Source organism: Streptomyces sp. NPDC001980 (assembly GCF_040296885.1).
Lineage (GTDB): Bacteria > Actinomycetota > Actinomycetes > Streptomycetales > Streptomycetaceae > Streptomyces.
In genome coordinates this window covers 81,748-104,825 of sequence record NZ_JBEOYD010000018.1, presented here as the reverse complement: position 1 = coordinate 104,825, position 23,078 = coordinate 81,748, and the positions used below count along the sequence as shown (strand labels likewise).

At 71.5% G+C, this 23,078-nt stretch carries 17 protein-coding genes and 1 pseudogene; 11 read left to right on the top strand and 7 right to left on the bottom strand.

Going from position 1 to position 23,078, the window contains the following annotated elements; translation table 11 throughout:
* Nucleotides 1-187 precede the first annotated feature (187 nt).
* Nucleotides 188-1,531 carry a helix-turn-helix domain-containing protein gene (locus ABT137_RS26685; RefSeq protein ID WP_351713132.1) on the bottom strand — a complete coding sequence of 448 codons (1,344 nt, stop codon included), beginning with the start codon at nucleotides 1,529-1,531 and terminating at the stop codon, nucleotides 188-190.
* Between the two features lie 112 nt (nucleotides 1,532-1,643).
* Between ABT137_RS26685 and ABT137_RS26680 the strand changes: the two genes are divergently transcribed.
* The 3 genes from ABT137_RS26680 to ABT137_RS26670 all read left to right on the top strand — a co-directional run bounded on the left by ABT137_RS26680 (nucleotide 1,644) and on the right by ABT137_RS26670 (nucleotide 5,014).
* The gene (locus tag ABT137_RS26680) at nucleotides 1,644-1,829 is read left to right on the top strand and encodes a hypothetical protein (RefSeq protein WP_351713130.1); all 186 of its coding nucleotides are present in this window, start codon (nucleotides 1,644-1,646) and stop codon (nucleotides 1,827-1,829) included.
* Between the two features lie 276 nt (nucleotides 1,830-2,105).
* Nucleotides 2,106-2,870 carry an NPP1 family protein gene (locus ABT137_RS26675; protein WP_351713129.1) on the top strand — a complete coding sequence of 255 codons (765 nt, stop codon included), beginning with the start codon at nucleotides 2,106-2,108 and terminating at the stop codon, nucleotides 2,868-2,870.
* A 173-nt stretch (nucleotides 2,871-3,043) separates the two neighbouring features.
* Nucleotides 3,044-5,014, top strand: coding sequence for an Ig-like domain repeat protein (locus ABT137_RS26670; protein WP_351713127.1), 1,971 nt, complete (start codon nucleotides 3,044-3,046; stop codon nucleotides 5,012-5,014).
* A 16-nt stretch (nucleotides 5,015-5,030) separates the two neighbouring features.
* Here ABT137_RS26670 and ABT137_RS26665 read toward each other — a convergent pair whose 3' ends face one another.
* Entirely contained in the window at nucleotides 5,031-6,086 is a 1,056-nt protein-coding gene (locus tag ABT137_RS26665; protein ID WP_351713125.1) for a hypothetical protein, read from the bottom strand.
* Between the two features lie 386 nt (nucleotides 6,087-6,472).
* Nucleotides 6,473-7,594, bottom strand: a complete 1,122-nt coding sequence (locus ABT137_RS26660; protein ID WP_351713123.1) for a PP2C family protein-serine/threonine phosphatase — start codon at nucleotides 7,592-7,594, stop codon at nucleotides 6,473-6,475.
* A 134-nt stretch (nucleotides 7,595-7,728) separates the two neighbouring features.
* Here ABT137_RS26660 and ABT137_RS26655 point away from each other — a divergent pair, with 134 nt between their 5' ends.
* The 3 genes from ABT137_RS26655 to ABT137_RS26645 all read left to right on the top strand — a co-directional run bounded on the left by ABT137_RS26655 (nucleotide 7,729) and on the right by ABT137_RS26645 (nucleotide 10,159).
* On the top strand, nucleotides 7,729-8,169 hold the full coding sequence (locus ABT137_RS26655; protein WP_351713121.1) for a hypothetical protein: 441 nt from the start codon (nucleotides 7,729-7,731) through the stop codon (nucleotides 8,167-8,169).
* Nucleotides 8,170-8,473: 304 nt separating this feature from the next.
* On the top strand, nucleotides 8,474-9,445 hold the full coding sequence (locus ABT137_RS26650; protein ID WP_351713119.1) for a hypothetical protein: 972 nt from the start codon (nucleotides 8,474-8,476) through the stop codon (nucleotides 9,443-9,445).
* A 120-nt stretch (nucleotides 9,446-9,565) separates the two neighbouring features.
* Nucleotides 9,566-10,159 carry an HAD family acid phosphatase gene (locus ABT137_RS26645; RefSeq protein ID WP_351713117.1) on the top strand — a complete coding sequence of 198 codons (594 nt, stop codon included), beginning with the start codon at nucleotides 9,566-9,568 and terminating at the stop codon, nucleotides 10,157-10,159.
* Here ABT137_RS26645 and ABT137_RS26640 read toward each other — a convergent pair.
* Entirely contained in the window at nucleotides 10,138-11,502 is a 1,365-nt protein-coding gene (locus tag ABT137_RS26640; protein ID WP_351713115.1) for an aminotransferase-like domain-containing protein, read from the bottom strand. The two genes, ABT137_RS26645 and ABT137_RS26640, sit on opposite strands and share 22 nt — an antisense overlap.
* A 76-nt stretch (nucleotides 11,503-11,578) precedes the next feature.
* On the opposite strand from ABT137_RS26640, the gene ABT137_RS26635 reads away from it, so the two are divergent.
* Nucleotides 11,579-12,376 (top strand): alpha/beta fold hydrolase, encoded by a 798-nt coding sequence (locus tag ABT137_RS26635; protein WP_351713113.1) that lies wholly within the window; start codon nucleotides 11,579-11,581, stop codon nucleotides 12,374-12,376.
* Between the two features lie 170 nt (nucleotides 12,377-12,546).
* On the opposite strand, the pseudogene ABT137_RS26630 reads toward ABT137_RS26635, so the two are convergent.
* Nucleotides 12,547-12,830, bottom strand: a pseudogene (locus ABT137_RS26630) (RNA-guided endonuclease TnpB family protein); the annotation flags it as partial.
* Between the two features lie 250 nt (nucleotides 12,831-13,080).
* Between ABT137_RS26630 and ABT137_RS26625 the strand changes: the two are divergent.
* Entirely contained in the window at nucleotides 13,081-15,036 is a 1,956-nt protein-coding gene (locus ABT137_RS26625) for an FUSC family protein (protein WP_351713111.1), read from the top strand.
* Between the two features lie 40 nt (nucleotides 15,037-15,076).
* Here ABT137_RS26625 and ABT137_RS26620 read toward each other — a convergent pair whose 3' ends face one another.
* Entirely contained in the window at nucleotides 15,077-17,134 is a 2,058-nt protein-coding gene (locus ABT137_RS26620; RefSeq protein ID WP_351713109.1) for a PhoX family protein, read from the bottom strand.
* A 254-nt stretch (nucleotides 17,135-17,388) separates the two neighbouring features.
* Here ABT137_RS26620 and ABT137_RS26615 point away from each other — a divergent pair, with 254 nt between their 5' ends.
* The 3 genes from ABT137_RS26615 to ABT137_RS26605 all read left to right on the top strand — a co-directional run bounded on the left by ABT137_RS26615 (nucleotide 17,389) and on the right by ABT137_RS26605 (nucleotide 22,559).
* Nucleotides 17,389-19,026: a VWA domain-containing protein gene (locus ABT137_RS26615; protein WP_351713107.1), complete on the top strand. Its 1,638-nt coding sequence runs from the start codon at nucleotides 17,389-17,391 to the stop codon at nucleotides 19,024-19,026.
* 155 nt (nucleotides 19,027-19,181) lie between these two features.
* Entirely contained in the window at nucleotides 19,182-20,900 is a 1,719-nt protein-coding gene (gene metG, locus ABT137_RS26610; protein ID WP_351713105.1) for a methionine--tRNA ligase, read from the top strand.
* Nucleotides 20,901-21,068: 168 nt separating this feature from the next.
* On the top strand, nucleotides 21,069-22,559 hold the full coding sequence (locus tag ABT137_RS26605) for a polysaccharide pyruvyl transferase family protein (RefSeq protein WP_351713103.1): 1,491 nt from the start codon (nucleotides 21,069-21,071) through the stop codon (nucleotides 22,557-22,559).
* 13 nt (nucleotides 22,560-22,572) lie between these two features.
* On the opposite strand, the gene ABT137_RS26600 is transcribed toward ABT137_RS26605, so the two are convergent.
* Nucleotides 22,573-22,920 (bottom strand): DoxX family protein, encoded by a 348-nt coding sequence (locus ABT137_RS26600; protein WP_351713101.1) that lies wholly within the window; start codon nucleotides 22,918-22,920, stop codon nucleotides 22,573-22,575.
* Between the last annotated feature and the right edge of the window lie 158 nt (nucleotides 22,921-23,078).

The following is a 23,078-nucleotide window of genomic DNA, read 5'->3' as shown; positions in this document are numbered from 1 at the left end:
CCCTCGGCTCGCAGCGTTTCGAAGGCTTCGCGTTTCGCGTTTCGCTGACGAGACCTTTGTAGAAGGCGTTCGGTGGTTCACCGCCATATCGAGGGGATGGATGCAGGAAGCACGCCATTGCTGCCGCCCGTCGCGCAGATCAAGGGACAGGCGCGGAACGGAAAGGAACGGATCGGAAAGGGTGGTCCTACAGCGGTGGCTGTGCCGGTGCCGGTCCCAGGGTCGTCGTGCCCGGGGCCGTACGGTGGCCGAGGCCGGTGCGGTAGGCGTCCAGGGCCGCCTCCACCCGGCCGGTGCGGCGCAGCAGGTCCCCGAGCAGGCGGCACAGGTCCGCCAGGTCGCCGGCCGCGCCCGCCCGCTCCAGCAGGCTCAGCGCCCGTACGTAGTGCTCCTCCGCCGCCTCCGTGTCCCGGGCGTCCTCGGCGATGATGCCGAGCAGCCGGTGCGCGGCGGCCGAGTGGACCGCGCCGCGCTCGGAGGAGAAGTCGCCGAGCACGTCGTGCAGGAGTTCGGCGGCCTCCTCGGACTTGCCCCGGCGGTGCAGGACGTCGGCCAGTTCGACCGCCGCCTGGCTGCGGTACAGGGCGGCACGGGTCTCCGACAGCATGGCGAGGGCCTCCCGCAACTCCCCCTCCGCACGCTCCAGTTCGCCGTTCTGAGCGTAGACGTAGCCGCGCATCCAGTGGCAGTTGGCGAGTTCGGTACGGAGCTGGAGCTGGCGGTACAGCTCGGCGGCCTTGGCCAGGGAGGCGTCGGCCTCGGCGACCCGGCCCTCGGCGAGCAGGGTGCGGGCGACGGAGCGGTGCATCCGGGCGATCAGCGCGGGGTCGCCGGCCTGCGGGGCGAGGGCGAGGGCGAGTTCGGCGGCCTGGGCGGCGCGGGCGTGGGCGCCCATGTCCATGTACGGGCCGATGGCGGAGGCGTAGAGGAGCAGGAGTGCGTCGGGGTCGTGCAGGCCACTGCGGTTGAGTTCGTCGAGCGTGGTCTCAAGGAGGTAGACGGCATAACGAAGCTCACCGGCGAGGTAGTGGCTGACCGCCCGGCCTCGGATCGCCGGTACCCGTACCGGGAGCGGCTCGTCGGCCGTCCACAGCTCGGCCCGTTCGAAGAACTCCCTGGCCTGCCCCAGGTCACCGGTGTCCAGGGCGCATTCGCCCATCCCGAGCAGCGCGGTGGCCTGCTCGACCGCGAGCCCGAGCGCCTCGGCCTCCGCGAAGAGGTCCGCGTACTGGGCGGCGGCCGCCTCGGCCGCGCCGGTGGCCAGGGTGCGCTGTGCCTCGGTGAGCCGTAGCCTCAGGTCGGTGGCGAGGTGGGCGGGGCGCCCGCTGGCCAGCTCCTCGAAGCCGACGCCGAGCCGGCCCGCGATGTGCCGCAGCGCCTCGTCGGAGGCCCGTACCCGCCCGGCCTCCAGCGTGGAGATGTAGGCGGGCGTGTAGGCCGGTTCGGCCAATTGCCGCTGGGTGAGCCCCCGTTCGGTGCGCAGTTGCTGCACCCGCCGTCCTATGGTCTCCGGATCGTCCCGCTCCTGCATCCTGCCATTCCCCCCAACTCCCCCTGAACCTCTTGCCGTTGAGCTCTGACTACCCCTAGGTTAAACCGCGAATTAAACGTGCTTAACCCGCCCCTGTCGTTGCGAGGTCGCCGTGCTCGGACGCACACCCGCACGCCCCACCGCAAGCCCCACCACACGGTACGCCCGCGGTGTCGCGGCAGCCGTGATCGCCGTGGCCGCGCTCATCACCGCCGCCAACGCCGGCCCGGCCAGGGCGACGGACGACTCCCCCGTTTCCCCGACCTCGGCGACCGCCGGGCACACCGCCGGCCACTAGGAACCCGCGCCGCACGGCCGGCCCCACGATCGCCCCCGGCGAGACCCTCCCCCGGTCTCGCCGGGGGCTTTTCCCACGCCGGACGCACGTTGATCAGTTCCGCGAATTGCCGCTCCCCGTTTGACAGAAAGCCCTTCCATCGCACTCTCGGCTTGCCAGTCTTGGTCCCCACCCGGATGTCATGTCCGGGTCGAAAAGGACCGTACCAACGGGCCTCGTCACCGCACACCCGAACCCCGAATCCCGGCCCCCCGGACCGTCGACTGGAGCCCCCCGATGTCCCGAACCAGGACCCGCCGCCTCGGCCGAGCCGCCGCCGTCGCGGGCAGCGCCGCCGCGCTCACCCTCGCCCTCCCCTTCACCGCCTCGGCGGGCGTGCTCCAGAACCTCCCGGAGAACGCGACCACGTTCCAGAAGTTCTTCGAGCCGCTGTACGACTACGACACGGACAGCTGCTACCCGGCCGCCGCCATCGACCCCGACGGCAACCTCAACGGCGGCCTGAAGCCGACCGGTTCCGTCACGGGCAGCTGCCGCACCGGTCACCTCGACCACGCCAACACCTACTCGCGGGCCAAGTGCAACAACGGCTGGTGCGGGATCATCTACGCCAGCTACTTCGAGAAGGACGAGGCGTCCCCCGGCATCGGCCACCGCCACGACTGGGAGTGCATCGTCGTCTGGGTCAAGCAGGGCGCCGACTACCCGTCGTACCTGTCCGCCTCCCAGCACGGCGACTTCGAGACCGAGGCGGTCGCCGACGTGCCGATGAGCAGCCAGCGCGTCCAGGTCGTCTACCACAAGGACGGCCTGAGCACCCATGACTTCCGGTTCGCCAAGTGGGGCGAGACCCCGGAGAACGACGACGCCGCCTGGCACCAGGAGAACCTGCTCACCTGGGACAACATGGCGTCCAACCTCCGCGACATCCTGAACGCCTCCGACTGGGGGGACGCGAACTTCCCGCTCCAGGACGCCAAGTTCGACGACCACCTCAACAAGGCCAAGCCGAGCGCGATCACGTTCGACGCGTACGCCTGACCAACTCCCGCCCCCCGCCGGTGAATCCCGGATGCCGATTGTCAGTGGCATGACCTAGTCTTCGTTGCATCCGCCACACGCGGCCCACAGAGAACTCACACAAGAGGACTCGCACACTCGTGGGCCGCGCTCCGTGGCGCCCACTTCATTCGATCCGGGGGGTTCGAATCAGCGTGCGTATGCGCACCGTCACGGCCGCCACCACCCTGGCGGTCCTCTTCAGCTCCGCGGCCCTGGCCGCCACTCCGGCCTTCGCCGACACCAGCGGGCTCCTGCCGGTCAAGTCGCTCGGTGACATCGTCGTCGACGGCGCCCACCAGCAGGTCTTCATCAGCGACCCGAGCAACGGCAAGATCGTCGTCACCGACTACTCGGGCAATGTGCTCAAGCAGCTCACCACCGGCCTCTCCGGCGTCCACGGCCTCGAACTGTCCGCCGACTCCGGCACGCTCTACGCGGCCGTGCAGGACATGGACGCCATCGCCGTCATCGACACCGCGACGGACACCGAGACCACCCGCTACGCGGTCGGCGACAAGCCGCTGAGCGTCGCCCTCGCCGGCGGCAAGCTGTGGTTCGGCTACGGCGGTGCCGTGGCCGGCAACATCGGATCGGTCGACCTGACCGGCGACCACGCGGTCACCCTCAACCAGGACAACAGCTGGTACCAGGCGCCGCTCCTGGACGCCGCACCCGGCTCCGGCGTCCTGGTCGCGGGCGCGGTCGACCAGAGCCCCGTCGAACTGGCCTCCTACGACGTCTCGTCGGGCACCGCGGCCAAGCTGGCAAGCACCCGTGAGGCCGGCAGCAACCTCGGCGACCTGCAGGTCACCCCCGACGGCAAGGACGTCGTGGTGGCCAGCGGAGCGCCGTACTACCACCAGATCTTCAAGACGTCCGACCTCAACGAGGACGGCAAGTACACCAGCATCAACTACCCGAACTCGGTCGCCATCGCGCCCGACGGCACGGTCGCGGGCGGCAGCGACGCCTCCTACAACCCGGACATCTACATCTTCCACCCGGGCAGCAGCGAGGCCGTCCGCAGCTACGACCTGCCGAACACCGGCGGCGGCAGCGGCTCCGACCTCGTCGCCGCCGCGGGCCTCGCCTGGGCGCCGGACGCCTCCCGCCTGTTCGCGGTGACCTCCAACAGCCAGGGCGTGTACTCCCTGCGCGAGTACGACAGCCCGGCCAAGGCCGCCAGCACCCTCACGGTGAACGCCCCGGCGTCGGCGACCCGCGCCAAGCAGCTCACGGTCACCGGCACGCTCTCGTCGACGGCCGCGCTGCCCGCCGGCACCCAGGTCACGGTCGTCCGCACCGACCTGGACTCCCCGAGCGGGAAGGCGCTGCCCGCCGTCACGGTCAAGGCCGACGGCACCTACTCCTTCACCGACACCCCGCCGGCCGGCGGCAAGGTGACGTACACGGTCTCCTACGCGGGCGACGCCGAGCACACGGGCGCCTCCGCCAAGGACACCGTGGACGTCTCGCGCGCCAAGCCGACGCTGACGCTGAACAACAACGGCAAGGTGTACTCGTACGGGAAGGACGTGAAGTTCACGGCCCATCTCGGCACGACGTACAAGAACCGCACGGTGGAGCTCTGGGCCGACCCGTTCGGCTCCGACAAGCCGAACAAGCTGGTGAAGTCCGGGAAGGTCGACTCGCACGGCAACCTGTCCGTGGTCCTCGACCTCAAGCGGGACACCAAGGTCACCGCGAAGTTCTCGGGCGACGCCCGCTGGCAGCCGCGGTCGGTGTCCAGCTCGGTGGGCGCGAAGGTCAGCATCTCCATGGCGGTCAGCCGCCAGTACAAGAGCAAGAAGGCCTGGGGCCAGACCTACTACTACTTCCACAAGACCAAGAACCCGCTGTTCACGACCAAGATGCCGTACTACGGCGGCCGTGCCCAGCGGTTCGACTTCCAGGTCTACTACCAGGGCAAGTGGTACGCGGACACCTCGCAGTACTTCGCGCTGGCCACCAGCGGAGTCTCGTCGGTCGAGTTCACCGGCAACCACAAGGAGGACGTCGGCTGGCGCTTCCGGGTCCGCTCCGACTACATCAACGGCACGTCCGGCGACACGGTCAACTCCACGACCTACGGTGCCTGGAAGTACTTCACGTTCACGAGCTAGTGCCTCGGCCGGTGCCTCAGCTGGTCTGAAGCTGCCGGAGGTGCTGCTGGACATGGTCCAGGGCACCTTCCCGGCGGCCCGGCACCCTGAGTCTCAACTCCGCGAGCGCGGGCCCGAGTTCACGGGCCCGCGCCGTGTCCTTGATGGCGCCCCACTGGTGGTGGGCCCGGTCCACGGCCGCCTCGACGGCCGGGGCGTCGGCCGACTGCCCCGCGGCCAGCCGGGCGTGCGCCACGGTCAGCCAGGTACGGCAGCTGCGCGCCGCGTCCCCCGCGAACATCGCGAGGTCGGCCCGTACCTCGGACCAGTGCAGAGCCTCCTCGGAGGCCGGCCCGTGCGCCCGCGCGGCCGCCTGCTCCCAGCGGGCGGCGAGCTCGTCCGCCTCGGTGTACCGCCCGTCCCGCACGGCCGCGCTGATGGCGTCGTGCGGATCCCCGCTGTCCGGGGTGTGCGTGCTGAGCAGGAAGTCGGTGGCGACCTCCGCCCCGAGCCGCGCGAGCACCTGCCGGTGCAGCTCCGCCATCGCCGGCCGGTGCCCGCTCCTCAGCACGGTCGCCACGGCCTTCATGTACGACGGTACGGCGACCCCCCGCCGGGCGGGCGGCGGCGCGATCCGCCCGTGCACGGCGTTGTTCCGCCCGCAGTCGAGCGGCACCGTGTGCAACTGCTCCCAGGCCTCCGGGTCCGCGTGCAGATCGAGCACCAGCGTCGTCGCCCCGGCCGGCCGCAGCCTCAGCTCCTCCCGGATCCAGTGCCAGGGCAGGCCGGTGTAGCGGACGGTGGCGGGCGTGGTCCGGGCCAGCGCGAGATGCGGCAGCCGCTGCTTGCGGTCCAGGTGGAGCTGGCCCGTGACGAACACGGTGAGCGGGCCGGGGGCGGCCGCGGCGGCCCGCAGCCGGGTCAGCACGGCCTGCGGCTCCAGGGGGTCGGCGAGTTCGACGACGTTCGCGGTCTCGGTGCCGGAGAGTATCGCCGGGGGCACGGCCGCGAGTACGGACAGCACGGAGGCCGCGTCCACCATGCGCGCTTTGCCTGTCGGCGAGGCCGCGATCAGCAGCACGGTTCCGGGCATCGGGCCCTCCCCCTTTGTTCCCCGGTTTCACTTACGTCAGCACGGTAACCGCTGCGCTTGCAAAGCGGGGGGTACAGGGGAGGTTTGGGCCGGGTAACGACCGGTACGACCACCGCAGGGGTTCCCCGGGACCACCCTCGCTGCCCCCGCTTCCCTTGACGAGGACACCGTCCTACTCCCTGTCTTGTCTCCGCCCCCCTTCTCCGCCGCAGCGGCGCTCGGCCACGACGTTGCGACTCGGCGGTGCCGAACTGCCGGTACCCGCCGTTGGACTGCCGGCCGGTTGCGGAGTGCCGCGCCGTCGTGGCTGGTCGCGCAGTTCCTCCCCCAGCCTTCGGCCGGGGGTACTCCCAGCGCCCCTGACGGGGCGCTGTAGTCCCGCTTCTTCAGGGGGTTGCGGTTCGGCGTACTGCGAAGATCGTGGTGTCGTCGGAGAGGTGGCCGCGGCTGTGGCGGAGTACGCCGTCGCGGACGTGGGCGACGAGGGGGGTCGGGTCGGGGGCCGGTGTCAGGGCTGCCGCCTCGGGCAGGTCGAAGAACGTGCCGTCCGCGTTCCTCGCCTCGGTCACGCCGTCCGTGGTGATGAGGAGGGTCTCGTCGGGGGCGAGGGCCACGGTGACGGTGGGTGGGGGGCCGGTCGCCGTCGTCAGGTCGGCCATGCCGAGGGGGAGTCCGCCGCCCGGGGGCAGGGGGCGTACCCCCGTCGGCCCCACCGCCAGCGGCGGCTCGTGGCCGAAGTTGATCAGTTCCACGACGTCCGGGGCGTCCGGCGAAAAGCCCAGCAGCACCGCCGTGGCGAAGCGGTCGCCGTCGTCCCGGCCCAGCGCCACCGTGTGACGCCGGTGCCGGATCATCCGGGTCTCCAGCCGGTCGGCCACCGTCGCCAGGTCCCGTTCGTGGTACCCCGCCTCGCGGAACGTCCCCAGCAGGGCCGCCGCCGTCTCCACCGCTCCCAGCCCCTTGCCCTGGACGTCCCCGACCAGCACCCGCGTGCCGTACAGCCCCGGCTGGATGTCGTAGAAGTCGCCGCCCACCCGGGCCTGGCTGTCCGCGGCGAGATACACCGCCGCGTGCTCCAGCCCGCCCCACCCCGGCGGCAGCGGCCGCAGCACGGTACGCCGGGTCGTCTCGGCGATGTCCCGCATGTGCAGCATCCGCCGCTCGCTGTTCCTGCGGACCGCGCAGGCGAGAATGGCCAGCAGCCCCGCGAAGGCGACCAGGATGAAGTCGGGCAGCCCGGCCCGGTACTGGTGGGGCCAGGCGCTGTCCACGGCGACGTAGTCGAGGACCGACAGCACCGCGAAGACCGCCGTCGTCCACACCCCGCAGATCGCCGCCGCGATACCGGGGACCAGGACGATCCAGGAGACGATCCGGAACCGCTCCGTGGTGTTGAGGTCGACCGCCGTGATCCCGGCGAGCAGCAGGAGCGGCGCCACCCACGCGATGCTCCGGCCCCTGGCCCACAGCGGCTCCTTGTACCGCCGCAGGGCCTGGTGGTCGGTCACGAGAGTCAGGGAAACACGGGCGGGGACCGATCGCACGTCGTACAAAACCCCGTACGGGATGTACTGACCGACTTGCCAGGGGGTACCCGCAGGTGTGCTCTGGAAGGTGGGGGCGAGGAGAGAGGAGCACGCTCATGGCTCAAGCGGCACCCACGTCCGGCGGTATGCGCCGGAGCGGCCGGACGCCCGACGTGTTCAGTTCCCGGATGCACGCCAGGGCCCGGGTGGCCATACCGGTCGTGACCGGGCTGATCTACGGCTACTGGGCCGCGGCCAACCGGCGCATGGGCGGGCCCATCACCGGCTGGAACCTGCTGTTCGGGTTCCTGACCGCGCTCGTCTTCGCGGTGGTGCTGTTCGCCGTGCTGACCATCGCCCCACGGCTGCGGCGGGAGCTGCACGCCGTGGTGTGGACGGCGTTCATCGGCATCGCCTTCGGCTTCCTGTACAGCCAGAGCGGCGACTCGATCCTCCGGTCCGTCGCCATGGCGCTCGCGGTCGCGGCGGTGACGTTCCTCGTGATGTTCTACCGGTTCTACACCCACGAGGACGCGGCCGGACACCGCATCCGGTAGCCGCGTACCCGGCAACAGCGCCGCGAGGTGTACGCGTGGACCCCGGCCCCCACGGCCGGGGTCCACGCGTTCCCCTTTTCCCCTCACCAGTCGCCGAGGCGCCGCGGGCGCCCGACGACGCTCCCAGACCAGGAAACACCCGTTCGGGTCAACCCTCCACCGGAGCGCGGCGCCCCAAGGGTTTCCGGGGGCCGGCACCGCCGTACCGCCCGTTCGGCCCGACCTGCGCCCCGCGATACCCCCGAATGCAGTCCCCCAGCTCGCCTGACCGGCCCTCAGGGGCTTGCCTGGAAGCGTGCCCTCAGTGCCCTCAGTGCCTCCGGGGTCCCCCTGGCCCGCGCCGCCCTCACGTCTCCGGCGCGCCCTGTCGGCCCTGCTGATCGCGCTGGGCTGCCTGCTGCTGCCGTTCGGCGCGCTCGCGGCCTGGGCGGCGTACGGGCTGGCGGACACCGGACAGTACGTCAGCACGATGGCGCCGCTGGCCGACGACCCCGATGTCCGGGACGCCGTGGCGGACACCGTCGGCGACGGCATCATGCGCGAGGTGGACGTCGGCCGGCCGATGCGGGGCACGGTCGCGCCGTTCGTGCGCGACGCGGTCCGTTCCTTCACCCAGACCCGGGCGTTCCGGCTGGCCTGGGACGCCGGCAACCGGGCCACCCACGACGCCGTGCTGCGCGCGCTCCAGGGCGAGCGCGAGGAGCCCGTGACCGTCGACCTCGCGCCGGTCACCGCCCAGGTCAAGGACCAGCTCACCCAGGACCATGTGCCGCTCGCGGCCCGCATCCCGGTCCAGCACACGGCCGTCGCGGTACTCCCGGCGGCCGAACTGGACCGGCTCCGGAAGGGGTTCCACGTGCTTGAGGTCGCCGGCTTCTGGCTGCCCGTCGCCGCCGTCGTCTTCGCGGTCGGCGGCATCGCCCTCGCCGTCCGCCGCCGCCGTGCCGTCACGGCGACCGCGCTGGGCACGGCCCTGGGCGGCGCCCTGCTCGGTCTCGCCCTCGTCATCGGCCGCCGGCTCACCCTGGCCGACCTGCCGCCGGACGTCTCGCACCCGGCCGCGGCCGCCGTCTACGACGCCCTGACGTCCACCCTCCGCACGGTCTCCTGGCTGCTCGTGGCCCTCGGCCTGACGGTGGCCGCGCTGGCCTGGGTCAGCGGACACCTGCGCCGGTCCAGGCCGCAGGAGACGCAGCAGCCGGCCGCGGGCACAGCCGATTCCGCGTCCCTCAGGGCCGATTCACAGGCTCCTGACCAGAACATGCCAGTCATGTAACCGGCTGCTTCTCCGGGAGTCACCCGGCGGGCGCACCGGCCGACCACCGTGGCTGGGCGACGGCCACCGGTACGGAACACCGGCGGCCGACGCCGACGTGACCCGAGGAGCCCCCACCCGATGAACCGTCTCACCGCGCGCCGTGCCGCCGTCACCCTCACGGCCGGCCTCGCCCTGTCGTTCGCCGCCGCGCTGCCCGCGCAGGCCGCCGACTCGACCGTCACCGAGGCCCAGTGGCTGTCCGACGTCGCCGCCGTCACCGGCCCCGCGCAGACCTACATCGACAGCCGCGCCGCCGCCAACACCTCCGGCGCCAAGCAGGCGATCGTTCTCGACATCGACAACACCTCGCTGGAGACCTACTTCGAGGGCGGCATCACGATCCCCGCCACCCCGCCGGTGCTCGCCCTCGCCCAGGACGCGCACGCCAAGGGCATCAGCGTGTTCTTCGTCAGCGCCCGCAGCGACCTGTACAACGTGGTGACCAAGGCCAACCTGAAGTCGGTCGGCTACACGGTCGACGGCCTCTACGCGCGGACGGTCGCCCAGCTGCTCACCGAGTCCGTCGCGGACTTCAAGACCTCGCAGCGCAAGGCCATCGAGGCGAACGGCTACGACATCATCGCCAACATCGGCAACAACACGACGGACCTGACCGGCGGGTACGCCGACACCACCTACAAGCTGCCGGACTACGACGGCCTGCTGGACTGACCGTCCGCCGGGGGGTGCCGCGGACCGCGCGCCGCGAGGGCGGCCAGCGTCCGCAGCGCCCCCGCCAGTTCGGGCTCCGCGGCCGACGCGAGCCCGAGCCGTACCGCGTCCGGCGTCCGCTTCGGGTCGACACGGAAGGCGGTACCGGGCGTGACGGCGATCCCGCGGGCGGCCGCGGCCGCCGTGAAACCGTCCGCCCGCCACGGCTCGGGCAGCTCCCACCAGGCGAAGTACCCGTAGGGGTCGGCCCGTACGGCGAACCCGGCCAGCGCCTCGCGGACGAGCCGCTGCCGCCGTGCGGCCTGCTCCCGCTTGGCCGCCACGAGCCGCGCCACGGTCCCGTCGCCGATCCAGCGCACCGCCGCCTCCAGCGCGAACGCTCCCGCGCTCCACCCCCCGGACCGCACGGCCGCCGCCACCGCGTCCACCCGGTCCTCCGGTACGACGGCGAACCCGGCGGTGAGACCGGGCGCGACCCGCTTGGAGAGTCCGTCGACGAGATGGACGAGCCGCGGCGCGAGGGCGGCGAGCGGCGGCTCGGGGCCGTCGTGCAGAAACGACCAGATCCGGTCCTCGACGACCGGAAGCCCCACGTCGTCCACCATCCGAGCCAGTTGGAGTCGGCGCTCGGCCGGGACGGTCACCGACGTCGGATTGTGCAGGGTCGGCTGGAGGTAGAGCGCGGAGAGCGGCGCGGACCGGTGCACGGCGAGCACGGACTCGACGACGGGCCCGTCCTCGTCCGCCCGCACCGGGACGAGCGTGACACCGAGCCGTCCTGCGATCTCCTTGACCAGCGGATACGTCAACGGCTCCACCCCGACCCGGCCGCCCGGCCGCACCAGCGACCCCAGGGTGGCGGCGATCGCCTGCCGGGCGTTGCCCGTGAAGAGGATGCGGCCGGGGTCGGGCCGCCAGTCGCCGGTGGCGAGCAGCGCGGCGGAGGCCTCCCGGGCATGCGGGGTGCCGTCGGCGGCGGCCGGCCGCAGGGCGTCGGTCAGCGCGTCGGGCCGCAGCAGCGGGGCGAGGGCCGGGGCCAGCAACTCCGACTGCCCCGGTACGGAGGGGTAGTTGAGCTCCAGATTGACGCGGGCGGCACCGTCCTCGACCAGCGCCCGCCCCTGCGGCACGGCCCCCGCGGCCCGCACGAACGTCCCCCGCCCGACCTCGCCCACCACCAGCCCGCGCCGCACGAGTTCGGCGTACACCCGCCCGGCGGTCGAGGCGGCGATCCCGTGCCGCCGCGCGAACGCCCGCTGCGGAGGCAGCCGTTGCCCGGCCCGCAGCCGCCCCCGCGCGATGTCCAGCGCGATCCGGTCGGCGATGCCCCGGAAGTCGTCCACGGTCCCTCCTCTCTCATTGCACCGAGGGCAAAGATTTTATTGCACCGAGGAGTTGAGGATCTCTAGGGTCGTTCACATGCCCCCCTTCCTCGCATACGACGACAGCGACCAGCAAAATCCGCAAAACTCGCACACCCCTCTCCTCCTCATCCACGGTCACCCCTTCGACCGCACGATGTGGCACCCCCAGGTGGCCGCCTTCGCCCCGGCCCGCCGGGTCGTCGCCCCCGACCTGCGCGGCTACGGCGCCTCCCCGGTCACCCCCGGCGTCACCCCGCTCTCCCGCTTCGCGGCGGACATCGAGGAACTCCTCGACGCGCTGGGCGTGCGGACCTGCGTGCTCGCCGGACTGTCCATGGGCGGCCAGATCGCGATGGAGTGCTACGACCGTCTCGGCCCCGCACGCGTCCGGGGCCTGGTCCTGGCCGACACCTTCCCCGACCCGGAGACCCCGGCGGGCAGACGGGCCCGCAACGCCATGGCCGACCGGCTCCTGAGCGAGGGCATGCGCGGCTACGCCGACGAGGTCCTGGAGAAGATGGTCGCCCCGCACGCCCGCCCCGACGTGAAGGCCCACGTCCACCGCATGATGACGGCCACGCACCCCGAGGGCGCCGCGGCGGCCCTGCGCGGCCGCGCCGAACGCCCCGACTACCGCCCCCTGCTGGCCGAGGCGACGGTCCCCGCCCTGATCGTGGTCGGCGCGGACGACGAGTACACCCCCGTCTCCGACGCCGAGGCCATGCACGCGCTCCTCCCCGACGCCACGCTCCGGATCATCGACAAGGCATCCCACATGCCCAACCTGGAACGGCCGGAGGAGTTCAACCGGGCGTTGGGGGAGTTCCTGGCACGGGTGGACGAAGAATCGTAATCTCAGACAATTGAATCCTCCCCTCCCTAGCGGGAGGGGATTCCTGGCTCAGGCCGCCTCCCGGAGCAGCGCTCCGGGAGGTCTTCCGCCATCGGCACCAGCCGGGTTGAGACCAGCCCGGACGAGCATCACGCGTGCGGAGTTCTTGTCCCGGGGGACACAGCTTTGCAGCGGATGGTCTGCTGCTGGGGAACCGACGAGCCCTCACGCAGCCACGGCGTACGGGCGCGGGCCTCGGTCAGCATCCTGTCGAGTTGGGCAGGACCACAGGTCCCCCCTCCCCGGTGGCCTTGTTGTGCACGTGTACGGCCCTGGACTTGGCCACGCACTCGTTCCACACCCACCGGCACCGATCCCACTCCGCCGCCAAAGCGGCGTCGGCGGCGGATGACACGCGCAGCCGGTAGGTGTACCGAGCATGCCAGACCTCCGTATCCGCCCCCGCCTGCGCCATCTCACTCCCCTCACGGCCCCGCCCGGGACACCGAACCGTCCCGAACCCTCGCAAGGACCATAAGTGCGACCACCGCACACACGTACCCCGATCCCACAATCGCCACCCCAACCAGCGATCACCGGCACACACGTTCGCGTCCCGTGTAGTGCCAACATCGGTACGGGGCTCCGCGCCCTGGACCGGATGGTCCACCGCGCCCTCGTCGTGGACATCACGCTCCACCTGCGCAACCCCTGATAATGGACGCATGTCCCGCGAGTTCCCCATCGGCCTCACCCCTCCCGACTGGCTGGTAAGGAACCTCCGGCCCCAACAGGCCGCCCCCCTCAACTGGGCCGCCGTCGCCCGCGCCGCGCTCGCCATGAGCCTGCCGCTCGCCGTCGGGCTCGCGGTCGGACAGCCGGCGTACGGGGCGCTCGCCTCGATGGGCGCCCTGTCCGGGGTCATCGGCGACACCGCCGACGCCTACCGGATGCGGATCCTCAACATCGCGGTCCCGCAGCTCTTCGGCGCCGTCGGCGTCACCGCCGGCTCGCTGGTCTACGGCCAGGGCTGGCTCACCGTCGCCGTGATCACCGGCATCGCGCTGCTCTCCGGGATGATCTCGACGATCGGCGCGGTGTCCTCCGTCTCCGGCCTCCTGCTCCTGCTCAACTCCGTGATCGGCGCGGGCCTGCCGCTGCCCGGCGCCTGGTGGCTCACCCCGGTGCTGATGACCGGCGGCGGCCTGCTCGTCCTCCTGCTCGCCCTGCTGGCCTGGCCGCTGCGCTCGGGCATACCGGAACGCGCGGCGGTCGCCGCCGCCTACCGCACGGTCGCCGACCTGCTGTCCGTCAGCGACGGCGACGACGGCGAGGCGTACGACCGGGCCCGGCACACCGTCACCCAGTCGCTGAACGAGGCGTACGACCTGATCCTGGCCCGGCGTGCCCGGTACCGCGGCCGCAGCAGCGAACTCACCCGCATGCTGGCCCAGTTGAACGCGATCACCCCGGTGGTGGAGGCCGCCCCGGCCGTCCGGCTCGCCCGCCTCGCCGGAAAGCCGCTGCCGCCCGAGGTCCCGGCCGCGGTCCTGCACATCGCCGACGCCATCGAGACCGGCTACACCGGCCCGATAGGGCTGGACCTGCCCCAGCCGGTCAACGAGACCGGCCGCGCCGTCGACCACGCCCTGCGGCACGTCGCCACGGTCGCCACCACCCCCGACGTCGACCCCCGCGGCATCGACGACCGTCTGGGCCGCCCCGCCGCCCTCGGCATCCGCACCGCACGCGCCGCCCGCAACGTCGTCCTCTCCGCCAACTCCTGGCGCTACGGCATCCGCCTCGCCCTGTGCATCGGCATCGCCCAGGCCCTGGTCTCCCTCGTCCCGGTCCCGCGCTCCTACTGGGTCGCCCTCACCATCACCTTCGTCCTCAAGCCCGACTTCGGCTCGGTCTTCTCCCGGGCGCTGCTGCGCGCGGTGGGCACGGTGGCCGGCCTGGTGGTGGCGGCGACCATCCTCACCGTGGTGCCGCGCGGCTGGTGGGACGTACCGGTGATGATGGTCCTGGCCCCGCTGGTCCCGGCCCTGACCCCGCGCGGCTACGGCTTCCAGACGGCGGCGGTCACCCCGGTCATCCTGCTCCTCTCCGACGTCCTGAACCACCAGGGCACCGGGCTGCTCCTGCCCCGCCTCCTGGACTCCCTGATGGGCTGCGCGATCGCGCTGATCGCCGGGTACCTGCTGTGGCCGGAGAGCTGGCGCACCCGGGTCGGCGACCGGCTGGCCGACGCGGTGGCGGACACGGCGGCCTATGTCGAGCTGGCCTTCAAGGCGGGCGCGGAGCCCGCCGCTCGCGCCCGGCTGCGGCGCCGCCTCTACCGCGACCTGTCCGTCATCCGCACCGAGTTCCAGCGCGCCCTGACCGAACCGCCGCCCACCGGCCGCCGGGCGGCGGCCTGGTGGCCCCTGGTCGTCGCGGTGGAACGCATCGTCGACGCGACGACGGCGGCCCGGGTCCGGGTACGGCACGGAGCGCCGCCCCCGGACCGGGCCGAGGTCGATCAGGTGACCCTGCAACTGCGCGAGCTGGCGGAGGGCGTCCGCCGCTCGGAGACCCTGGTCGCGGTCCGCACGGACCTCACGGGCCCGCCGGACAGCGTCCTGGAACCGCTGCGCCAGGAGGTGGCGGCGGCCAGAGCGATCGCCTCCCCCCACTGACGTTTCCGTCTCACACGCCGGTGTCTCACACGCCGGTGTCTCACACGCCGATGTCGCACCCGTCCTTGCGCCACACGGCGACGACGGCGGGCCGCACGATCTTCCCGGGTCCGTCGGGCCAGGCGCTCGCGGGGTTCTCCACACTCGCGCCCGTGATCTCGCCGGGGTGCTGCACGGCCACCAGCACCCGCCGGTCCTGCACCAGCGGACCGCAGGTCTCGGCACCGGTCGGCACGGTCAGGAACTGCTTCAGCTCACCACGCCGGGACCCCTTGGTCGCCACGCCGAACAGACCGTCGTGCGAGCCGAGCTGGTTGCCGTCGGTGGAGATCCACAGGTTGCCGTGCGGGTCGAAGGCGACGTTGTCCGGGCAGGAGATCGGGCTGACGTCGTCCTTGGGGAAGCCGGCGAAGTAGGTCGCGGGGTCCTCCGGGTCACCGGCGACGAGGAAGAGCGTCCAGGCGAACCTGGTGCTCTCGGCGCGGTTCCAGCGCTCGGTCAGCTCCAGGATGTGGCCGTGCTTGTTGGCGTTGCGGGGGTTGGCCTCGTCGGCGGCGGCGTTCGCGCCGACACCCCGGTTGGTGTTGTTGGTGAGCGCGACGTACACCTTGCCGGTGTGCGGGCTGGGCTCGATGTCCTCGGGCCGGTCCATCTTCGTCGCGCCGACCTTGTCACCGGCGAGCCGCGTGAAGACGTACACCTCCTCTGCGGTCATCCCGGTGACATGTGACATAGCACCCTCTGCCGTCGCGGTGGCCAGCGGAATCCACTCCCCGCTCCCGTCGAACTCCCCGTCCGCGGGCAGCTTCCCGGTCCCGTCGATCTCGATGGCGGGCGAGTCCCCGCTCAGCCGCGCGACATACAGCGTCCCCTCGTCGAGCAGCGTGGCGTTGTGCTCCCGCGCAGCCCTGCTGTTGCCCTTCCTCATCTTCTTGCTGCCGACGAACTTGTAGAAGTAGTCGAACCGTTCGTCGTCACCGGAGTAGACGACGGGCCGCCCGTCGTCGGTCAGCCGCACGGTCGCGCCCTCGTGCTTGAACCGCCCGAGCGCGGTCCGCTTGCGCGGCGTGGAGTCCGGGTCGTACGGATCCAGCTCCACCACGTACCCGAACCGGTGCGACTCGTTCGGCTCCTGGACCACGTCGAACCGCTTGTCGAACCGTTCCCACTTCCGCTCGGTGGCCCCGGTCCCGAGCCCGTACCGCTTGTCCGTCGCCCGCGTCCCGTTCGCGAAGTACTGGTTGAAGTTCTCCTCGCCGTGCAGGGTCGTCCCCCACGGGGTGGTCCCGCCCGAGCAGTTGTTGAGCGTCCCGAGGACCTTGCGCCCGCTCGGATCGGCGGAGGTCCTGAGCAAGCTGCTGCCCGCGGCCGGCCCGGTGAGCCGGAACTCGGTGGTGGCGGTGACCCGCCGGTTGAGCGCATGCCGCGGTACGACGGTGAGCGCCCCGGTCCTGCGGTCCTCCTCCACGACCACCACCCCCAGCCCGTGCGCGGCCCAGGCCACTTCCACCTGGTTGCGGGTCGGGTTGGCGGCGTCGTACCCGCGGAACATCAGCACCTCGTCGGTGTACTCGTGGTTGGCGACGAGGATCTGCCGACGCGGCTCGCCCGGCAGCGGCAGCAGCGCGAGAAAGTCATTGTTATACCCGAACTGTCCGGCCTGGGCGGCCGCCGTCTGGTTCTCGGGATCGAACCTGGGCGCCCCCCGCAGGATGGGCTCGCCCCACCGGATCACCACGTTCTGCCCATAACCGTCCGGGACGGTGACGGTGTCGGCGGTGTTGGGAGCGACGGAGCCGAACCGGAGCCCACGGGCCCCGGCGACGGGTTGGGAAGCGCCGCCGCCCGGGGCGGCAACAGCGGGCACCGCCCCCGCACCCCCCATGCCGCCCACCGCGACGGCCACGACCGCCGCGGCCCGCACCACGCTGCGGCGGCTCACGGCGTCGGCGATGACATCGCCGACGTAGGCGTTGGAGCTGGTGTTGGGCACCTCGTGGAAGCAGGCGTCACCGCACCGGAACCGGCAGGTGAGGGCGGAGCGCCCACCCGGATGCGAGTGGCCCGGCGTTGCGACGAGCGGCAGCAGCTTGCGCACTTTACTCTCCCCTTGCGAACTCTTGGTGTGAGCGTGACGGTAGGGGTGTGGTTGTGCACACGAACAGCCGCCGAATGAACGGGAGATGAACTGAACGAAGCCGAGGGGGACTTGAGAACAGGCTGGGACTCGACCGCCGTACGCCCGACAGGAGTCATCGACCCTCCCCAAGATCGCAACCTGGGGCCGCTAACCTTACGTGTCCGTCCTGGCCAGCGATTGACGGGTATCAACTCACGCGAAGGGTTGCGCACATGGGCATTCTCACTCTCCTGCGGAACGCATTCGGCAGGTCGCGAAAGCTGCGGCCTGCCGAGGCAGAGGGTGCAGACCAGCTCCCTTCGCAGTCGAAGCAGCAGGCGCCGACGCCGGAACCGGAAGCACCGGCGGCGGTCCCGGAGCCCCGCCCGGCAACGACTGACGAACACGATCTGGTCTCGGCGGCTTTCGACAACGTAACGGTTCCGAAGCAGGCAACCCGCCTGATCGAGCCGGAGGTGGAGCTCAAGCCGGAAGCGACACCGGAGCCCGCCGCGCCCACCGGGGCCACGACTGAGCCGACGACCACGGTCGAGGCCGAGCAGGCGGCGGCTGAGCCCGAGGCCGAGGCACCGGAGCCGGCGGCTGAGGTTGCACCCGCGGTGGAGCCGGTGATCAAGATCGAGACCGAGATTGCGGCGGAGCCCGTCGATCCGGTGGAGCCGGTGGAGCCGGTGGCGGAAGCCGAGGTCGAGGTCGAGGTTGAGGCCGAGGTCGAGGCCGAAGCGGCAGTCGAGCCGGAGCAGGCGGCGGAGGTGACCGAGGAGGCGGCCCCGGAGCCCGAGGCCGAGGTCGAGCCGGCGCCGGCATCGGTACCGGTGGCCGAAGTGACCCCGGAGCCGGTCGCCGAGGTCGAGGCTGAGCCCACGCCGGAACCGGCGGCCGACGTCGAGGCCGACGTCGAGGCCGAGGCCGACGTCGAGGCCGAGCCGGAGCCGGAGCCGGTCGCCGAGGCGGCTGTCGAGCCGATGCCCGAGCCGGAGGGCGAAGCGGCCGAGCCGGAGCCGGTCGCCGAAACCGTCGAGGAACCCGCTTCCGAACCGGTCGCCGAAACCACCCCCGAACCGGTCGAGACGACAGCCGAGGCCGCCACCCCGGAGCCCGCCGCCGCGGCCGCCGACGGCGAGTCCGCCCCGCAGGGGCCACCCGCACCCGACGACGAAACCGTCACGGGTGGTGCGGGTGGGAGCGACCAGGCCGAAGGCGAAGCCGAGGCCACGGCGTCCGGCGACGCCGCAACCACCGCCCTCGCCAAGGCCAACCTCACCGGCGCCCTCGCCGCCACCTACCTCGTCCTCGACCGCTCCGCGAGCATGCGCCCGTACTACAAGGACGGCTCCGCGGCGGCCCTCGCCGACCAGACCCTCGCCCTCGCCACCCGCCTCACCCCGGCCGGCGAGACCCCCTCCGTCCACGTCGTCTTCTTCTCCACCGAGGTCGACGGCACCACCGACCTCACCCCCGCCTCCCCCGAGAACGCGATCGACGAGGCACACGCCGGCCTCGGCCGCATGGGCCGTACCAGCTACCACGCCGCCGTCGAAGCCGTACTCGCGCACTACGACGAGAACGTCGGCGCCAAGGCACCCGGCACCCCGGCCCTGGTCGTCTTCCAGACCGACGGCGCCCCGGACGCCAAGACCCCCGCCACCCAGTCCCTCACGGACGCGGCGAAGTCCCACCCCTCCGTCTTCTTCTCCTTCGTCGCGTTCGGCGAGCACGAGAACAAGGCCTTCGACTACCTCCGCAAGCTGAAGACCGACAACGCGGCCTTCTTCCACGCGGGCCCGACCCCCCTGGAGCTCACGGACGCGGAGCTCTACGACGGCCTCCTGATCGACTGGCGCCCGTAGAACCCCGTAGCCCCACCGGCACGCCCCGCCCCCATTGCCGCCCGCTTCTCACCCAATAAAACGGGAAGCGGGCGGCATACACATGTCGGCTACGATTTCAAGGTTCACACCTGTAGGAACCAGCTACAGCAACCGCGACCTGGGAGCAGCCCCCGATGGCTCGACACCTCATCACCAGCGCCCTTCCGTACATCAACGGGATCAAGCACCTGGGCAACATGGTGGGGTCCATGCTCCCGGCGGACGTGTACTCCCGGTACCTCCGCCAGCGCGGCCACGACGTCCTGTACATCTGCGCGACGGACGAGCACGGCACCCCCGCCGAGCTCGCGGCGAAGGAGCAGGGCCTCCCGGTGGACGAGTTCTGCGCCCAGGCGCACGACGCGCAGAAGGCGGTCTACGACGGCTTCGCGCTCGCGTTCGACTACTTCGGCCGGAGTTCCTCCCCCGAGAACCGCGAGATCACCCAGCACTTCGCCCGCCGCCTGAACGAGAACGGCTTCATCGAGGAGCGGTCGATCCGCCAGGTGTACTCCCCGGTCGACGGCCGTTTCCTCCCGGACCGCTACGTCGAGGGCACCTGCCCGCACTGCGGCTACGACAAGGCCCGCGGCGACCAGTGCGAGAACTGCACCCGCGTCCTGGACCCGACCGACCTGATCAACCCGCGCTCGGCGATCTCCGGCTCCACCGACCTGGAGATCCGCGAGACCAAGCACCTCTTCCTGCTCCAGTCCAAGCTGGAGAACGAGGTCCGCGAGTGGGTCTCGAAGCACGACAAGGACTGGCCGCAGCTGGCCTCCTCGATCGCCCACAAGTGGCTGACCGAGGGCCTGCACGACCGTGCGATCACCCGCGACCTGGACTGGGGCGTGCCCGTCCCGGCCGACACCTGGCCGGAGCTGGCGGCCGAGGGCAAGGTCTTCTACGTCTGGTTCGACGCCCCGATCGAGTACATCGGCGCGACGAAGGAGTGGGCCGACCAGGACCCGGAGAACCGCGACTGGAAGTCCTGGTGGTACGACGTGGACACCGACGTCCGCTACACGGAGTTCATGGCGAAGGACAACGTCCCCTTCCACACGGTGATGTTCCCGGCCACCGAGCTCGGCGTGCGCGAGCCGTGGAAGAAGGTCGACTTCGTCAAGGCCTTCAACTGGCTGACGTACTACGGCGGCAAGTTCTCCACCTCGCAGAAGCGCGGCGTCTTCACCGACCAGGCCCTCGACATCCTCCCCGCCGACTACTGGCGCTACTTCCTCATCGCCAACGCCCCCGAGTCGGACGACTCGTCCTTCACCTGGGAGCACTTCACGGCGACGGTGAACAAGGACCTGGCCGACACCCTCGGCAACTTCGTCAACCGCGTCCTGTCCTTCTCGAAGAAGCGCTTCGGCGACGACGTCCCGGCCGGCGGCACCTCCGGCGAGGCGGAGGCGAAGCTCGGCGAGGAGATCGCCGCGCTCCTCGCCGAGTACGAGTCCCACATGGAGTCCCTCCAGTTCCGCAAGGCCGCCGCGGCCCTGCGCGCCCTGTGGTCGGCCGGCAACTCCTACCTGGAGGAGAAGGCCCCCTGGCTGGAGATCAAGACGGACAAGGACGGCGCGGCCCTCACCCTGCGCACGGCGATGAACCTGATCCACCTCTACGCGGTGGTGTCGGAGCCGTTCATCCCGGCGACGGCGAAGACGATGCGCGAGGCGTTCGCCCTCGCCGACGACACCGCGGCCTGGGTCACCGCCGACGAGGCGAAGGCACTGACCGCCGTCCCGGCCGGCACCCCCTTCACCGTGCCCCCGGTCCTGTTCGCGAAGCTCACGGACGAGGACCTGGAGACGTACAAGACCCGCTTCGGCGGCGAGACCGCCGCGTAAGCCCGTACGCACCGCCACGCACCGCCCACGACGCACCACCGAAGGGCCGGCCGGAGGACCCCCTCCCGCCGGCCCTTCGGCGTACGTGAGGTAAATCCCAGACAAGAGACCGATCAGTCTCTTACTTATCCTTCACTCTGCATTTACCTCCGGGATAGGGTGCCGTTCGTGAAACGAATCCTGATCCGCTCCGGGAAGAGCCCGTTCCGTGTCGCCACTCCGGCGGAGTTCATCCACCAGGACCTGATCGGGACCAACACCGGGAACCTGATCTTCAGCGACTCGGCGCACAAGATGCTGACCACCCCGGACACCGAGGTGACGTCCAACGGCATCCGCACCGACCCCTCGGCCCGCCGCGCCGCGGAGATCAACGAGCAGTACGACGTCTTCGTCGTCCCGCTCGCCAACGCCTTCCGCCCGACCTTCCAGGCCTCCCTGGACCGGCTCTCGACCCTCATCGAGCAGCTCACCATCCCGGTCGTGGTGTTCGGCATCGGCGCCCAGGCCCCCGCGGACTACGACACGGCGTGGCTGAACCCGATGGCGGACTCGGTCCGCCGCTTCGCCCGAGCGGTCCTGGACCGCTCCGCCTCCATCGGCGTACGCGGCGAGCTGACCTCGGACTACCTGAAGGGCCTCGGCTTCCACGACGTCGACATCATCGGCTGCCCGTCGATGTTCCTGTACGGCGACACCTTCCCGGAGATCCGGGCCACGGAGCTGACCGCCGCCTCACGCATCGCCCTGAACCTCTCCCCGGACGCGATACCCGTCGGCGACATACCGGGCATCGCCCGGCACGCCTGGGAGCGCTACCCCCACCTCACCTACTACGCGCAGAACACCGTCGACGCGGAACTGCTGCTGTGGGGCGACACCTCGCCGGAGTCCGGGCACACCGACCCCTTCCCGCTCCAGCTCAGCCACGCCCTGCTCCAGGAGAACAAGGTCCGCATGCCGCTGGACCCGGCCACCTGGATCGACGAACTGCGCGGCTACGACTTCGCGTACGGCACCCGTATCCACGGCAATGTCGCCGCCCTGCTGGCCGGCACCCCGAGCGTCGTCCTCACCCACGACTCGCGCACCCTCGAACTGTGCCGCTACTTCGACATCCCGCACCGGTCGCTCACCGAACTGGACGCCGGGACCGACCCGCGTGACCTGTACGAGGACGCCGACTTCTCCGCCATGGTCAAGGGGCACGGCGAGCGCTTCGAGCGCATGATCGCCTTCCTCGACCGCAACGACCTGCAGAACACGTACACCCACGGCGACGGCGGTGCCGCCTTCGACGCCCGGCTGGCCGCCCTGGACCTGCCCGCGTCGATGCCGGTCTGGGACGGCGGCGACGACGGCCAGATGCGGTACCGGATCAGCCGGCTTCGCGAGCGGATCACCGCGGCCGACACCAGGGCCGCGCAGCACGCCAAGGAGAACAAGGAGCTGCGCTCCCGGCTGACCACCGCCGAGAAGCGCGCCACCGAGACGACCCGCCAGCTCGACGCCCTCCGCAAGGAACTGAAGGCCGCCACCAAGCAGCTGTCCGCGGTGGAGCGCCGGGTCACCGGCATCGACAAGCGTCTCCTGGTCCGCCTGGGCCCGGCCCTGCGCCGCCGCGTCCGCCGCGCCAAGCCCAAGGCCGCCCAGAGCTGAGCCCCCGCGGCCGTCAGCTCAAGAGACCCAGCACCAGTGCCCCGGCCACCGGGGCCGCGTAGACCAGCGGGAACGGAATGTGCGAGTACCACTTCGCCCGGGCCACGGTGATCGCGGCTCCGGTGAAGTAGAGCAACAGCCCCACCGCCGCCAGCACCCCGACGACCGGCACGAACAACCCGGCCAGCAACCCGACCGCACCGGCGGCCTTGGCCACCCCCAGCGGGGTCCACCAGGCGCGCGGCACCCGGTAGTCGGTCAGCGCCTTGACGATCCAGTCGGCCCGCATCAGCAGCACGGTCCCGGAGAACCCGGCCAACAGGGCCGCGAGAACGGTGACGACGTCATGGGCGATACGCATGAGAGGCTCCCCTCACCACAAGGTGTCGGACACCTCTCTGACGCGTACGCCGCCGGGAGTGTGACAGCCGGCGCGGACGAATTTCAGCTCTCCGTCAGCCCGGCCCCGATCAATCGGCCCACCGACCGGATACCCGCATACAGGGCAGCCCCGTGGAA